Source organism: Ruegeria sp. F11 (assembly GCF_056533855.1).
On sequence record NZ_JBQFOW010000003.1, the window covers coordinates 244707 to 258424 of the forward strand.

Consider the following 13718-nt stretch of genomic DNA (forward strand, 5'->3'; position numbering starts at 1 on the left):
TCCAGTAGAAAAGAGGGATGGCCGCGCCCAGAAAGCGCGACCATCTTTGGGGTGATCCGGGGCTTAGCCCTGGGTCTTGGCGAAGCGGGCCAGCAGTTCGTTGGCTTCCTCTTCGATTGTCTTGAACGCTGTGTCCACGTCGGTTTCACCGGTCAGGATACGTCCATATTCGCGGTTCATGATGTCGCGGATCTGCACGTAGAAACCCATACGGTAGCCCTTGGTGTTGTCGCCCGCTTTTTCCTGCAGCTGGTTCACACCAACTTGGGCAGCCGGATAACGGTCATAGTGGCCATCTTTCTTGGCAACCTCATAGGCCGCTTCGGTGATCGGCACATAACCGGTTTCCTGATGCCAGAAATACTGGGTGTCAGGTGCGGTCAGGAAGCGGAAGAACTCGGCAGTGGCTTTGTTCTCTTCATCCGACTTGCCAGCCATGGCAAACAGGGCCGCACCACCGATGAAGGTCTGTGTCGGCTCGGCGGTCACGGCTTCCCAATAGGGCAGTTGAACGGCGCTGAATTCGAACGGCAGGTCTTTCTGCAGCAGGCCACCAAACGAGCCCGACGACCCTAGCCACATGGCCACTTTGCCTTCTTCGAACGGCTTCGCGTTGTCACCCCAACCGGTACCGTACCATTCGAAAAGACCGTTTTCCCTCCAATCGTTCACCGCAGTGAAATGTGCTTTGATGGCGTCATTGTTGACCAGAATTTGGGTGTCGGTGCCGTCATAGCCGTTGTTGTTGGTCGCAAACGGCAGGTTGTGGCGCGACATAAAGTTTTCGGTGAAAATCCAGGGCAGGTGCGACTGGCTGAGCGCGATGTAGCCTGCGTCTTTCAGGGCCGGAGCGGTGGTCGACTGGAACTCTTCCCAGGTTTTCGGCGGGGTGACGCCTGCGGCTTCCAGCGCGTCCACGTTGTAATACAGAATCGGGGTCGACGAGTTGAACGGCATGCCGATCATCTTGCCGTCGCTGTCGGCGTAGAAGTAGCGCACACCAGCGATGTAGTCATTGATATCGAAGTCGACGCCATTGTCGGCCAGCAGGTCCTGAACCGGAACGGTTGCGCCCTTGGCAGCGATCACGGTCGCGGCACCAGCGTCGAACACCTGCATGATGTTTGGCTGTTCGCCTGCACGGAAAGCGGCGATGCCTGCAGTCAGCGTCTCTTCGTAGCTTCCCTTGTAGATCGGAGTGATCTTGTATTCGTCTTGCGCGGCGTTGAATTTCTCAGCCACCTTGTTGACGGTTTCCCCCAGCTGACCGCCATGGGCGTGCCACCAGGTGATTTCGGTTTCGGCAAAGGCCGCAGTCGCGGTGAACGCGAAAGCCGCAGCAGTTGCGCAGAACTTGAGATTGGTCATGTTGATTCTCCGGTCCAGTAATGGCGCAGGCGATGCCGCAATTCACGTCATCACGCCAGATTACGGGAGGTCTGCCCCCCAGAAGTGAATTCATTTGCGCGCGCCGGGAGATTCGAAAATCAGACCCGATGTGCACACGTGGTCACATACGCGCATCATATGACGGTTTTTTGAAACTTGCCTAGCAATATTGACAAATTCGACCAAAAAAGGGGAAGCCTTGGACGTGAGCGACGACGTGATCAATCCAGCCGAAAGGCCGCGCCGGGTAACGGCGCAAGCTGTTGCAGATGCTGCAGGCGTGTCGCGTTCGTCGGTCTCGCGGGCGTTCACGCCCGGGGCCTATCTTGATGCAAACAAACGGAAAAAGATCCATGAGGTCGCAACCCGCATGGGCTATCAGCCCAACGCTTTGGCAGCGGGTCTGAAAGGTGGTCGGTCGCATCTGGTGGCGGTTTTCGTGGGCAACATGCGCAATACCTACGATTCAGAATTCGTCAACCGGCTGGTGGGCGAACTGAACATTCTAAACAAGTGGCCGATCCTGATTGATGGCGGCGACACGCGGGCCGAAGCCGCGATTGATCAGGTTCTGCGCTACCCGCTGGATGCCCTGATTCTGAGGGGCGGCAGCATGCCGGAAGCGCTGGTCGCACAGTGCAGTAAATTTGGTGTGCCCATGATTTCGTCCGGACGAATCGTTCACGCACCGGGCGTCGATAATGTGTGCTGCAAGAACGCCGAAGGCACACGGCTCGCCGCGCAGACTCTGATCAAGCGGGGCCGCAGGAAATTCGGATACATCGCCGGGGCGTCTTGTTTCGCCTCCTCGGCCGAGCGCAGATCGGGGGTGATCACCGCCCTCGAACAAGCCAGCCTGCCGCTGATCGCGGAAAAGGCCGGAGAATTTACCGTTGAGGCGGGCTACCGCGCGGCGATGAGGATGCTGCAAGATCACGATCTGGACGCGCTTGTCTGCGCCAATGACGCCAGCGCCATTGGAGCCCTGACGGCAGCGCGCGAGTTGGGCGTGGATGTACCGGGGTCGCTGTCGATTGTAGGGTTTGACGACATCGAGATGGCTGGCTGGCCGATGTTCAACTTAAGCACCGTGAACAACCCCATAGACCAGTCGGTCGAGCACGTCATCCGATTGCTTGAACGCCGGCTGGAAGACCCCGCCAGCCAGAGTGAAACGCTGTTGATTGACCCGTATTTCGTGCCGCGCGGGACGCATTAACAACGTCAGTCACTCCGTGCCGATTTGAACAGGTACAAAAACACGAACAGCGACCCGATGGAGGTGGTCACGATCCCCACGGGCAGTTCCTGCGGCGCGAGAAGAAGCCGAGACAGGATGTCGGACAGGGTCAACAGAATCGCTCCGACAATTGCTGAGGCCACCAGCAAGTTGCGGTGCAGGGTTCCGGCAATGCCCCGGGCGATGTGGGGGACCATCAGGCCGACAAACCCGATCACACCCGCGACCGAAACAAAGCTGGCTGTTGCAAGCGCGGCGACAAAGAACATGCTGAACCGCAGGCCCTGTACCGGAATGCCCAACGTGGCAGCCGTAAAATCCCCGGTCAGCAGCGCGTCCAACCATCGACTGCGGTAGAGAGCATAGCTCAGGATCAGACCGAGGCCGATCAGAACCAGCGGGAAGGTCTCCCACCGGGCCAGACCCAGCCCGCCCAGCATCCAGAAGATTACAGAATGGGCGGCGCGGCTGTCTCCGGCGAAGATCAGGTAGTTGGTGATGGCCGAGAACAGGAAAGACACCGCCAACCCAGCCAGGATCAGTTTCTCCGGCGCGCTGGTGCGCAGGCTGTGAACAAGTGCGAGGACAATGCCCGATGCAATCAAGCCGCCGCAGAACGCGGCTAGCGGCAGGGTCCAGATGCCCAGAACATCGCCGGTGACCGTGATCACCAGAACTGCACCCGCCGCAGCACCCGAGGACAGGCCAAACAGAAACGGGTCCGCCAGATCGTTGCGCGTGGTGGTTTGCAGAACTACGCCAACAACACCAAGCCCAGCCCCGATGACAGCGGCGAACAGGGCCCGAGGCAGGCGCAGATCGAACACGATCCGGTGCATGGGCGACATCTCACCATCGGTCAGACCAGTGCCAAGGCCAATCGCCGAGATAACGTCCCGCACCGGGATCGGCGTTGTTCCGTAGACCACGGACAACAGCAAAAGGGCGATCAGAACGACCGCCCCCAGCAATATCAAACGGCCCGTTTGGGCCATATCAGTTGCTCACCGGGTGCATGGCCCTTGTCATTTTCTCGATGGCGTCGATGTTGGCCGGTCCGGGGGTCAGCTCTTCGTAGCGCAGGCCAATCCAGCGTTTGTTGATGACCGCATCGGTCTGCGACATCACCGGGTGTTCCTGCAGGAACTTGAACGTGTCTTCCGCCCCGTTGCCGGTCTGATAGTCCAGTAGCACTAGGAATTCCGGGTTCGCGGCGGCAACGGCCTCCCACGAGGTGCGGCCCCAGCTTGTATCCAGATCATGGGTCACGTTCACACCGCCAGCAGCCGTGATCATCGCGTCGGGGATGGCGAATTTGCCAGCGGTAAAGGGCGCATCAGCGGGCCCGTCCAGCAGGAAGACACGCGGCTTGGTCACATCTGCGGTTTTGGTTTTGATCGCGGCAAGCTGCTCTTTCCAGCCGGACACCAGCGCCTCGGCCCTGTCTTCGACATGCATCACTTTGCCCAGACGCAGAACATCGTCAAACAGCAGGTCCATGCTGGCCTCGGGACGGTCCTTGTCCAGATGCACGCAGCTCTCAGACAGGATCATGGTCTTAATGCCGAAGGGGGCCAGCGTGTCCGGCGTGACATCACCGCCCGGTTTCATGCCGTAATACCAGCCTGCGAAGAACAGGTCGGGTTCCACCGCGACAAGGTTCTCGATGGTGGGGTACTTCGGCGCAAGCTCGGGGATGTCGCCGCGCTGCGCGTCGAAATCGGGGCTGGTCTTGTACCAGCCGGTGATGCCGGTCAGGCCAACGATCTTGTCCTGCAGGCCAAGCGCAAAGGCCATATCGGTCATGTTCATATCATGCACGACCAGGCGCTCGGGCTGGGTGTCAAACACCAGCGGCTCACCGCAGTTATCGACCGTGACTTCATGCGCCGCCGCGCCGCTTGCAAGACCGGTGATCAGCGCCACGGACCAGAGTTTCTGCTTCATCCTAAATCCTCATAAGGTGACAGTTTACGTTTTCGGATATCGAGCGCGGGGATCACGCGGCCTTCATGCTGAAAGCACAGGTAATCCACGCCAAAGGTTTCGCGGACGCGGTCTGGGGTCAGTACCTCGCTCACCGGTCCAAAGCCGGTCAGGCGCGTGGCCTTCATCAGGGCGACATGGGTCGCGAATTCCGGGATCATGACCAGATCGTGCACGATCATGACAACCGTCACGCCCAGTTCAGCCACCAGCGACAGCATGTGGCCCTTGGCATCGGGGTCCAGATGATTGGTGGGTTCGTCCAGGAACAGCAAATCCGGATTTTGGGCCAAAGCCCGCGCGATATGGGCGCGCTGCCTTTCCCCACCGGACAGCCTGCCCAGCGGCTTTTCTGCCAGATGCGACAGCCCGGTGACATCCAGAACCCGCTTCAGATCGGTTGCATGATCCTTGGCCGATCTTTCCGCTTTGATGGGAATTTGGCCCAACGCCACATATTCCCGCAACCGCAGCCGACTGTCCGGGAACTCCTGCTGGCCGACCACAGCAATCGTCCGCGCCCGCTGCGTGGCAGAGAGTTTGCGCAGGCTTTGACCGCGAATACGAACATCCCCGAACGCGAGGCGTTCGGCCCCGCAGAGCAGTTTCAGCAACGTGGTCTTGCCCGCGCCATTCGGGCCAGCAATCGCCAGAATCGAACCCTCTTCGACGCTGAACGAGGTGTCCTGCAACAGAACGTCGCCGTTCAGCGCGTAATACTCCAAACCCTCGGCCACCAGAAAGCTCATGCCTCATCCTCCGATGGCAGGCGGGGCAGGCGCGATAGGGTTTTGGTCAGCAGGGCAGGGGGACGGTCCGAGGCACTGGTCCAGCCGTCTGGCGTGTCGCGATACTGGCAGGCGAACTCGACCAGCGCGGTCAGGTCCTTTTCGGTCTGAATATCGCCGAACAGATACTGGGCCTTGCCCGGTGCCTGCAGGCCCACGGTCATGGGCCGTTCACACCCTGCCATGCAGGCGATCAGGCGGGTTTTGAAACCTTCAGGAAGCTGGCGGTCCAGAACGTCTTTCGCAACGTCCGCCGAAACAGGCCCCTGACAGGTCTCACAAATCAGCACGTAGTGATCAGTATCGTTCGGCATTCTTCGCCCCGAAAAATGCCAAATGCAGACAGATGCTGCCGGTATCTTGAACACGCACGCGTGCCATCAAAGCCTCCTTCCAGGACGCCCCGCCCCGGGTTGGTTGAACATATGATGGCAGGTCTCCTGACTTGCGGGTCGTTGCTCGACCAACCTTCCCGGCCCTCGGGCCAGTGGCGATTTGGCGTCGCTCTCCGCCTACAGTTGCGGGGGCAGTCACGGCATTGGCCCACAAAGGCCGCACCGTATTCCCATTTTCATCCCTCGGGCACGCCGTCGGGAACCATCCCGTGCAGCTAGTCCGGGGACGGAATATTTGTCAAGAGCGTGGGTTCGACTGCGCCACGCTGACGCCGGTCAATAATCCGCGACAAGAAGGAAATCGGGTTCGGCGTCTTCCTCGATCGTGGCGAAGCGCGGGATCGGGTCTTCGAACACATTGTCGGTGCGGTCGTCATTAACGGTCGAGACCTCGCCAATCAGACAGTCGCCGCGTTCCGCCCAGAAGGCGTGCCAGATGCCGGGCATGAGCGTGACGCTTTGCCCCGGCGCGAGCCGCAAAAGCTCACCGGGCTGGATGGTCACGGGGCAACCGTCGCTGGGCACGACAACGGGAGTGTCCCGGTCGATCCCTCCATCTGCGTCCGAGGCGTAAATCTCCATCACCAGATCACCGCCACCCCGGTTGATGATATCCTCGGCCTTCACGATATGGCGATGCATCGGGGACAGTTGCTTGTCGCGCGAGATCAGCAGTTTCTCCGCGTATAGCATCCCGCGCCCGAGACTCAGGTCATTTGCGTCGCCATTGCGCAGGGTGAACAGAAACAGGCCCAGCTCATCAAACCTGCCCTGACCGTAGTCGGTAATGTCCCAGCCCAGACTGCGATCCCGGATGCCAGCCGCCTTTTCGCTGCGCATCTGGTCGGGGGACCAGTCGGCAAAAGGGGGCAGCACAGCGCCGAAAGAATGGATAAAGGCCTGCGCCTCGGCCTTGATGCGGTTGATATCGGATCGTTTCATGGGATTGCCCTTATTAGGGGTTAAAGCTCGTGCGCCCAGGGCGGGTTCGCCCCGGCGCGGGATACTGTGACGGCGGCAACAGCCGCGCCAGAGGACAAGGCGGCGCGAAGATTGTCGACACCCAGCGCCTGAAGACTGTCTTTGGTCAGGTTTCCGGCTTTGTGCAACTCGGCCAGAACACCGGCGTTGAACGTGTCGCCCGCACCGACCGTATCGACAACATCGACCGGCTGACCTGGCACCGACACTTCGGTTCCGTCCGCCAGATAGCCCGTGGCCCCTTCGCTGCCTCGGGTGACAATAACCACCGAAGGCCCCGCCTGCAGCAAAAGCGGCACTTTCTCGGCCAGAGGTTCCGGGCCCGGCACGATCCAGTCCAGATCCTCGTCCGAGACCTTGACGATATCCGCCTGCGCGATCATCCGGTTCAGCCGCGTGCGATACCGGGTCGGGTCCTGAATGAAACCCGGGCGGATATTGGGATCCAGCATGACCGCACGACCCGCGCCGTGGCGGTCCAGAAGGTCGGCATAGGCGTCGGCGCAAGGCTCGCAAGCCAGGCTGATACCGCCAAAATACAGCGCTGACACGGCGGGCAACTGGTCCGGCATATCCTCGGCCCGCAACATCCGGCCCGCGGTGTTTTCGTCAACGAAAGTGTACGAGGCGTGCCCGTCCTTCAATTGCACGAAAGCCAGCGTTGTCGGTCTGTCCGAGCGGATCACATGCGCGGTGTCCACGTGGCTGTCTTTCAGCGCCTGCGCCAGTTGATCGCCAAACATATCCGAGGACAGACCCGTCAGCATGGCCGCCGGAGCACCCAAACGGCCAAGGGCAATCGCCGTATTGAAAATAGCCCCGCCCGAATGCGGCACAAACCCGCTTGCACCCGAGGTCGTGGGCTCGGCGATCATGTCGATCAGGGCTTCACCGCAGCACAGGATCATCCCGCATTCCTTCCGCGAAATTCAGTTCAGGCGGCAAGTTTACCGCGCGAGCGCATTTTTGCAGAAATTGTTAGCGCCAACAATGCCAAATTCGGCCTGTTCGGACACATAAAGGTTCATCGAACGGCGCAGATCGCTGAACCGCCCACCCGCGTTGAATGCCGCCCGGAACGTATCGCCAAAAAGCCAGCGGTTCTTTTCAGCGACTCCACCGACCAGAAACACCCCTCCGGTCGGCATCAGAGTCACTGCCATATCGCCCATCAAAGCCCCCAGTTGTGTCGTGAACATCTGTGCCGTTTTGACAGCGATGGGGTCAGAGCCATCGCGGGCATCCTGCAGGATGTCCTTTGCCGTTCGCACCGGCGTGTCGGCTTGGCCACTTGCCATGCCGACGGCCTGATATAGGATCGGCAGGCCCGTGCCGCTCAGGAACATCTCTGCCTCCAGCGTCAGACTGTCATCAAAGAAGCTCTCGGGCGAGATGCGGCGGGCGGCGTCGAACACGTCCACCTCATCCCGATGGCGCGGCGACAGACCCACATGGCCACCTTCGCCCGAGGCGGTGTGATAGTGGCCTTCGGAATACAGCAGCGCACCAACGCCCAGTCCGGTGCCGGGGCCCACAACAAGACGGGTTCCGGGTGGCGGAGTATCCTGCCCCTGCAGAACTGCCACATGGTCGCGTGTCACCTCGGCCACGGACCAAGCGGCGGCTGTGAAATCATTGATGACAAACGTATTCTTCGCGCCTGTGGCCTGCGCAAGTTCGACCTCGGACAAGTCAAGATGGGCGTTGGTCAGGCGGATAACCCCGTCTCGCACCGGCCCGGCCCCGGCGGCCACAACCGCCTGGGGATTGGTTCCGATTTCGTCGCGCAGGCTGTGGAAAGCCTCAAGCAGATCAGGCAAAGTACCGGTCGGATGTTTACGCAGATCGACCAGCTCTCCGTTCGAAACAACGCCTAGGCGGGTGTTTGTACCACCGATATCCGCGACCAGATTCCAATGTTCATGCACAGCCCCTGCCGGTTGCGCCAGCGGTAGGGAAACCTTGCCCGCGCCGAGCATTGATTTCACCGCATGGAACGAGGCTTTGGGGGTCCGTTCCAGCGTCTCGAAATCCACATCCACCAGCCCGAAGCGTTTTTCGTACCCGAAAGCCCATTCGTAGTTGTCCAGTAGCGACCAGATGAAATAGCCGTTGACTGGAACGCCCTGATCCAACGCGTTCTGAACGGCAGCCAGATGGCTGTTCAGATAGTCAATCCGGTCATCATCTTGCTGCCGCTTCGGGCTCGCCATGCCGTTTTCGGTCACGAACAGGGGCAGGTCGCCGGTGTACTCGTGACACGTCCGCGCAAGGAAACGAGTCAGGGCGGCGGGGTCGATCTCCCATCCCATCTGGGTTTTGGGCAGCGGGCCGGGCACCTCGGTCAAGCCCGGCCATGCGGAATCAACCGGGGCGATCAGCTTACGGGTATAGTAGTTCAGCCCGCACCAATCGACCGGTGTTCCGATGGTGTCGAAATCATCCTCCCAACCGATCGGCAAGTGAGGCTCCAGCCCCTTCAACACGTTCTCAGGATATGCTTTTTTGAACACGCCCCCTAGAAAGAACCGGTTGTAAATACCGTCATATAGGTCAGCAGCCTCCCGCGCCTCGGGGCTGTCATCGGCGGGTTCGGCCCATTCCAGATTGAACACACCGCCCAGATTGGACATGCCCAGCCCGCGCATCGCCTGAATGGCGCGGCCATGGGCCAGAAGAACGTGATGCATCGCGCGGGCCGTGGCGCGGATATCGCGCAGGCCCGGCGCGTGGTGGCCCTCGAAATGGCTGAGCCAACTGACACACCAGGGCTCGTTGATCGGCGCGACGGAATACATCCGGTCGCCGATGCGACCCATGATCACCTCGGCGAAATCGGCAAACCAACCGGCGATGTCCCGATTCCGCCAGCCGCCCAGATCGGCCAGCGGCGAGGGGAGTTCCCAGTGATAAAGCGTCGCGCAGGGGCGAATGCCGCGCTCCAGCACGGCGTCGACCAGACGGTCGTAATAGTCCAGACCAGCCTGATTGACCGGCCCGCGCCCCTCGGGCAGCACGCGGGCCCAACTGGTCGAGAACCGGTAGCAATCGAACCCGGCCTCGCGCACCAGATCGAAATCCTGCTCGAACCGATTCAGGTGATCGCAGGCCAGATCGCCGTTTTCCCCCCGCACCACATTACCGGGCGAGGCCGCAAACGTATCCCAATGGGTCTGCCCCGCGCCGCCCTGCGCGTGCCCTTCAATCTGATAGGCCGAGGTCGCCACGCCAAAGAGGAAATCTTTGGGAAAATCACTGCGGGTGTATTTCATGATCATATCCTGTTTGGTGCCGGACCGGTTGATCGGCCAACGACCAGTTCCGCCTCGAGCAATCGGGTTTTGATCGGGTCCTCGGGCGACTTGATCCGTTCGATCAGCATGTCGGCTGCCAATTCACCCGCCTGCCGGACCGAGGATCGGGTGGCGGTGAAAATGGGCACATCCTGACCGTTTTTGAGGTAGGACAGATCATCGTCATGGGCAATGACAGACACATCACGCCCCATCTGAAGCCCGGCTTCGTCCAGCGCCCGGCGCACCCCGATGGCCGAGATCATGGACGCGCACAATATGGCCGTTGGCGGGCTGTCCAATTGCAGCATGTCGCGGGTCTCGTGGTGGCCATAGACCTCGGTCATCTCGGCACTGCGCATCAGGTCCGGGTCGGGGTCCACGCCGCTTTGTTGCAATGCCTCAAGGTATCCGTCGCGCCGTCGTTGGGCGAAATCCATATCCTCAAGCCCATTGATCAGTGCGATGCGGCGATGGCCGAGGTCGATCAGAAACCGGGTGGCCCGCAGGAACGAGCTTTTGTTGTTCACGTCGATCCAATCATAGGGAACGGTGATGCCGGTCGACCGTCCATGGACGATGAACGGGACGGACATGCGGTTGAGAACCTCGATCCGGTGTTCGTTCACTTTTGGCCCCTGCAGAACGACGCCATCCACGGCCCCGCGCTGAAACAGGCTGCGATACGCCTCTTCGATCGAGGTGTCGTCGGCGCTGGTGAACATCATGTCGTAGCCATGTTCCGCGTATTTACGCGCGGCACCGGCCACGAAATCCCCGAAAATCGGGTTTACCATTTCATGCTGCGAGGAACTGGGAATCACATGCCCGATCACCATGGACTTCCCCGTCGCCAGCCCCTTGGCGCGGCTGTTCGGTCGATAGCCATGTTTGGCGGCTGCGGCCTGAACGCGAACCCGCGTATCCTCGCTCACCTCGGGATAGCCGTTCAGCGCGCGGCTGACGGTTGTCTGCGACAAGCCAAGGATTTCCGAGAGTTGTTTCAGGTTCATTTCGGTTTCAAAGCGCCTTCAAACGCGTGCTCTTTTCTGTATTGTGGCCAATTTACCGTTCCGTCAACCCGTTTTGCTCAGAATGTTAATTCTATGAGCAGCGAGAAACAGAATATTGACAGGGCATGAATGTTAGCGGATAACACCGTTTATCCAAAGCGCTTTGAAAATATTTAAATGCGCAAGATATCGTCGGGAGGACTATTCATGAAACACGCGCTTTACGCAGGTGCGGCGACGCTCGCCCTGATGGCAGGGGCGGCACAGGCGCAGGGTGAATTGATCCACCCCGCGGGTGAGGGCAGCTTTGACTGGGACGGCTATCAGGCTTTTGCCGATGCGACCGACCTGTCCGGCGAAAGCCTGACAATCTTTGGCCCATGGCTGGCGGGTGAGGGGAAATCGTTCGAAAACCTGGTCGCCTATTTCGACGCGGCGACGGGGGCGAATTCGAGCTATGTGGGCTCGGATTCGCTGGAGCAGCAGATCCTGATCGACGCCGCTGCGGGTTCCGCGCCGAACCTCACGGTGTTTCCGCAACCCGGGCTGGCCGCGAACATGGCCAAGAACGGCTATCTGACGCCACTGCCCGAAGGGTCGGCGGACTGGATCAGGGAAAACTTCGCCGCCGGTCAGTCCTGGGTCGATCTGGGGACATTTGAAAACGCCGAAGGCGCAGACGGCTTCTACGGTTTCTTCTTTAACGTGAACGTCAAATCTCTGGTCTGGTACATCCCCGAAAACTTCGAGGATTTCGGCTATGAGGTCCCCGAGACGATGGAAGACTTCAAGGCGCTGATGGATCAGATGGTCGAAGACGGCGAGACGCCGCTTTGCGTCGGTCTGGCCTCTGGCGGCGCGACCGGTTGGCCTGCAACGGATTGGGTCGAGGACCTGATGCTGCGCACCCAGCCGCCCGAGGTTTATGACGATTGGGTCTCGAATGACATGAAGTTCGACGACCCGCGCGTCATCGCCGCGATCGAGGAATATGGCAGCTTCACCCGCAATGACGACTACGTGGTCGGCGGCGCGGACGACACCGCCGCGATCGACTTCCGCGACAGCCCCAAGGGCCTGTTCGACAGCCCGCCCGCCTGCATGATGCACCGCCAGGCATCCTTCATTCCGGCCTATTTCCCGGAAGGGACCGAGTTGGGCGTGGATGCGGATTTCTTCTACTTCCCGGCCTATGCCGAAAAGAACCTGGGCACACCGGTTCTGGGCGCAGGAACGCTGTTCACGATCACCAATCCCAACCCGGCGGCCGAGGCATTCATGGAATTCCTCAAGACCCCCTTCGCGCATGAGATCATGATGTCGCAGGACGGATTCCTGACCCCACATCTGGGTGCAAACCCCGAGAATTACTCGAACGACACCCAGCGCGGGCAGGGCGAGATTCTGACCAATGCGACAACCTTCCGCTTTGATGGCTCGGACCTGATGCCCGGCGCGGTCGGCGCGGGGACGTTCTGGACCGGCATGGTCGACTATTCCTCGGGCGCGAAGGACGCGGCGACGGTCGCCAGCGAAATCCAGTCGTCGTGGGACGCAGCAAAGTAACCAAGGTTTGGGGCGGTTTCTGAGCCGCCCCGCCTTTCAACGGACGAGGGCGTCATGACTCCGGCACTTCAGGGCCTGCTGACCATCGCCATCGGCGTGTCGGGCTGCGTGGGCTATTTCTACCTCTCGAACCAGTTTCTGGACAAAGTCCTGTTCCCGCCGCGCGGGCCCAATGCAGGCCGCAACATCAACCGGGCGAACATGATCCGGCCCTGGCTGTTTCTGTTCCCGGCGCTTGCCGCGCTTGGCCTGTATCTGGCCTATCCGGTTGTAGAAACCTTGCGCCTGTCACTCACGGAACGCGTGCCCGGCGGCGGGTACAGATGGGTCGGTCTGGACAATTACACCCAGATGGCGGCTGAGCCGAAATTCTGGGAAGCCATGCGCAACAACATGTTCTGGCTGATCGTCGTGCCTGCCATGTCCACCGCCTTTGGCCTGCTGGTGGCGCAGCTGACCGACCGCATCCGCTGGGGAAATTTCGCCAAGTCGCTGATCTTCATGCCGATGGCGATTTCCTTCGTGGGGGCTTCGGTCATCTGGAAGCTCGTTTATGACGCACGCCCAGCGGAACAGGATCAGATCGGCATCCTGAATGCGCTCTACATCTTCTTTGGCGGAACCGAGCCACAGACATGGCTGACGGTTCCGTTCTGGAACAGCTTTTTCCTGATGATCGTCCTAATCTGGATTCAAACCGGCTTTGCCATGGTGATCCTGTCGGCAGCCCTGCGCGGCATCCCGGAAGAAACCATCGAGGCCGCCATTCTTGACGGTGCAAACCCGTTCCAGGTTTTCTTCCGCATCAAGGTGCCGCAGATCAAGACCACCATTCTGGTCGTGTGGACCACGATCACCATCACGGTGCTCAAGGTTTTCGACATCGTGTTCGCGATGACCAACGGCCAGTGGGAGACGCAGGTGCTGGCCAATTACATGTACGACAAACTGTTCCGCGCCAATGACTGGGGCGTGGGATCTGCCTCGGCCATGGTGATCATGCTGCTGGTGGCCCCGATTCTCGTCTGGAACGTGCGCAATGCGCGCAAGGAAATGGAGTAGGGGCG

12 protein-coding genes, 1 pseudogene and 1 riboswitch are annotated in these 13718 nt (G+C 60.3%); of the genes and pseudogenes, 3 read left to right on the forward strand and 10 right to left on the reverse strand.

The features are described from left to right. Window positions 1-63: 63 nt before the first annotated feature. Window positions 64-1368, reverse strand: a complete 1305-nt coding sequence (locus ACR0NJ_RS05620) for an extracellular solute-binding protein (RefSeq protein ID WP_480816142.1) — start codon at window positions 1366-1368, stop codon at window positions 64-66. Window positions 1369-1594: 226 nt separating this feature from the next. Between ACR0NJ_RS05620 and ACR0NJ_RS05625 the strand changes: the two genes are divergently transcribed. Next, the gene (locus ACR0NJ_RS05625) at window positions 1595-2608 is read left to right on the forward strand and encodes a LacI family DNA-binding transcriptional regulator (RefSeq protein WP_480816143.1); all 1014 of its coding nucleotides are present in this window, start codon (window positions 1595-1597) and stop codon (window positions 2606-2608) included. Between the two features lie 5 nt (window positions 2609-2613). Here the strand turns inward: ACR0NJ_RS05625 and ACR0NJ_RS05630 are convergent, their stop codons facing one another. The 9 genes and pseudogenes from ACR0NJ_RS05630 to ACR0NJ_RS05670 form a co-directional block, all read right to left on the reverse strand. Beyond that, window positions 2614-3624: a FecCD family ABC transporter permease gene (locus ACR0NJ_RS05630; RefSeq protein ID WP_480816144.1), complete on the reverse strand. Its 1011-nt coding sequence runs from the start codon at window positions 3622-3624 to the stop codon at window positions 2614-2616. Window position 3625: 1 nt separating this feature from the next. Further along, window positions 3626-4576: an ABC transporter substrate-binding protein gene (locus ACR0NJ_RS05635; RefSeq protein ID WP_480816145.1), complete on the reverse strand. Its 951-nt coding sequence runs from the start codon at window positions 4574-4576 to the stop codon at window positions 3626-3628. Continuing rightward, a complete protein-coding gene (locus ACR0NJ_RS05640) occupies window positions 4573-5364 on the reverse strand; it encodes an ABC transporter ATP-binding protein (protein ID WP_480816146.1) in 792 nt (263 codons plus the stop codon). The genes ACR0NJ_RS05635 and ACR0NJ_RS05640 overlap by 4 nt, the downstream gene beginning before the upstream one ends. Continuing rightward, window positions 5361-5717 carry a DUF1636 family protein gene (locus tag ACR0NJ_RS05645; RefSeq protein ID WP_480816147.1) on the reverse strand — a complete coding sequence of 119 codons (357 nt, stop codon included), beginning with the start codon at window positions 5715-5717 and terminating at the stop codon, window positions 5361-5363. The genes ACR0NJ_RS05640 and ACR0NJ_RS05645 overlap by 4 nt, the downstream gene beginning before the upstream one ends. A gap of 99 nt (window positions 5718-5816) precedes the next feature. Further along, window positions 5817-6020: riboswitch (cobalamin riboswitch) on the reverse strand. 54 nt (window positions 6021-6074) lie between these two features. Beyond that, window positions 6075-6740 carry a D-lyxose/D-mannose family sugar isomerase gene (locus ACR0NJ_RS05650; protein WP_480816148.1) on the reverse strand — a complete coding sequence of 222 codons (666 nt, stop codon included), beginning with the start codon at window positions 6738-6740 and terminating at the stop codon, window positions 6075-6077. Window positions 6741-6760: 20 nt separating this feature from the next. After that, window positions 6761-7687 (reverse strand): carbohydrate kinase family protein, encoded by a 927-nt coding sequence (locus ACR0NJ_RS05655; protein ID WP_480816149.1) that lies wholly within the window; start codon window positions 7685-7687, stop codon window positions 6761-6763. 39 nt (window positions 7688-7726) lie between these two features. Then, a complete protein-coding gene (locus tag ACR0NJ_RS05660; protein WP_480816253.1) occupies window positions 7727-8758 on the reverse strand; it encodes a glucokinase in 1032 nt (343 codons plus the stop codon). After that, a pseudogene (locus tag ACR0NJ_RS05665) lies at window positions 8753-10051 on the reverse strand (GH1 family beta-glucosidase); the annotation flags it as partial. The pseudogene ACR0NJ_RS05665 and the gene ACR0NJ_RS05660, both read right to left, overlap by 6 nt. Window positions 10052-10053: 2 nt before the next feature. Continuing rightward, complete coding sequence (locus ACR0NJ_RS05670; RefSeq protein WP_480816150.1) at window positions 10054-11085, reverse strand: LacI family DNA-binding transcriptional regulator; 1032 nt, start codon at window positions 11083-11085, stop codon at window positions 10054-10056. Window positions 11086-11292: 207 nt separating this feature from the next. Here ACR0NJ_RS05670 and ACR0NJ_RS05675 point away from each other — a divergent pair, with 207 nt between their 5' ends. Together ACR0NJ_RS05675 and ACR0NJ_RS05680 are read left to right on the forward strand one after the other, a co-directional pair. Beyond that, the gene (locus tag ACR0NJ_RS05675) at window positions 11293-12651 is read left to right on the forward strand and encodes an ABC transporter substrate-binding protein (RefSeq protein WP_480816151.1); all 1359 of its coding nucleotides are present in this window, start codon (window positions 11293-11295) and stop codon (window positions 12649-12651) included. 54 nt (window positions 12652-12705) lie between these two features. Further along, complete coding sequence (locus ACR0NJ_RS05680) at window positions 12706-13713, forward strand: carbohydrate ABC transporter permease (protein ID WP_480816152.1); 1008 nt, start codon at window positions 12706-12708, stop codon at window positions 13711-13713. Window positions 13714-13718: the final 5 nt, after the last annotated feature.

Excerpts from the sequence above, each read along its gene's own strand:
- ACR0NJ_RS05620 (WP_480816142.1), bottom strand. The coding sequence starts at position 1,368 with ATGACCAATCTCAAGTTCTGCGCAACTGCTGCGGCTTTCGCGTTCACC.
- ACR0NJ_RS05630 (WP_480816144.1), bottom strand. The coding sequence starts at position 3,624 with ATGGCCCAAACGGGCCGTTTGATATTGCTGGGGGCGGTCGTTCTGATC.
- ACR0NJ_RS05635 (WP_480816145.1), bottom strand. The coding sequence starts at position 4,576 with ATGAAGCAGAAACTCTGGTCCGTGGCGCTGATCACCGGTCTTGCAAGC.
- ACR0NJ_RS05640 (WP_480816146.1), bottom strand. The coding sequence starts at position 5,364 with ATGAGCTTTCTGGTGGCCGAGGGTTTGGAGTATTACGCGCTGAACGGC.
- ACR0NJ_RS05645 (WP_480816147.1), bottom strand. The coding sequence starts at position 5,717 with ATGCCGAACGATACTGATCACTACGTGCTGATTTGTGAGACCTGTCAG.
- ACR0NJ_RS05650 (WP_480816148.1), bottom strand. The coding sequence starts at position 6,740 with ATGAAACGATCCGATATCAACCGCATCAAGGCCGAGGCGCAGGCCTTT.
- ACR0NJ_RS05655 (WP_480816149.1), bottom strand. The coding sequence starts at position 7,687 with ATGATCCTGTGCTGCGGTGAAGCCCTGATCGACATGATCGCCGAGCCC.
- ACR0NJ_RS05660 (WP_480816253.1), bottom strand. The coding sequence starts at position 8,758 with ATGCTCGGCGCGGGCAAGGTTTCCCTACCGCTGGCGCAACCGGCAGGG.
- ACR0NJ_RS05670 (WP_480816150.1), bottom strand. The coding sequence starts at position 11,085 with ATGAACCTGAAACAACTCTCGGAAATCCTTGGCTTGTCGCAGACAACC.
- ACR0NJ_RS05675 (WP_480816151.1), top strand. The coding sequence starts at position 11,293 with ATGAAACACGCGCTTTACGCAGGTGCGGCGACGCTCGCCCTGATGGCA.
- ACR0NJ_RS05680 (WP_480816152.1), top strand. The coding sequence starts at position 12,706 with ATGACTCCGGCACTTCAGGGCCTGCTGACCATCGCCATCGGCGTGTCG.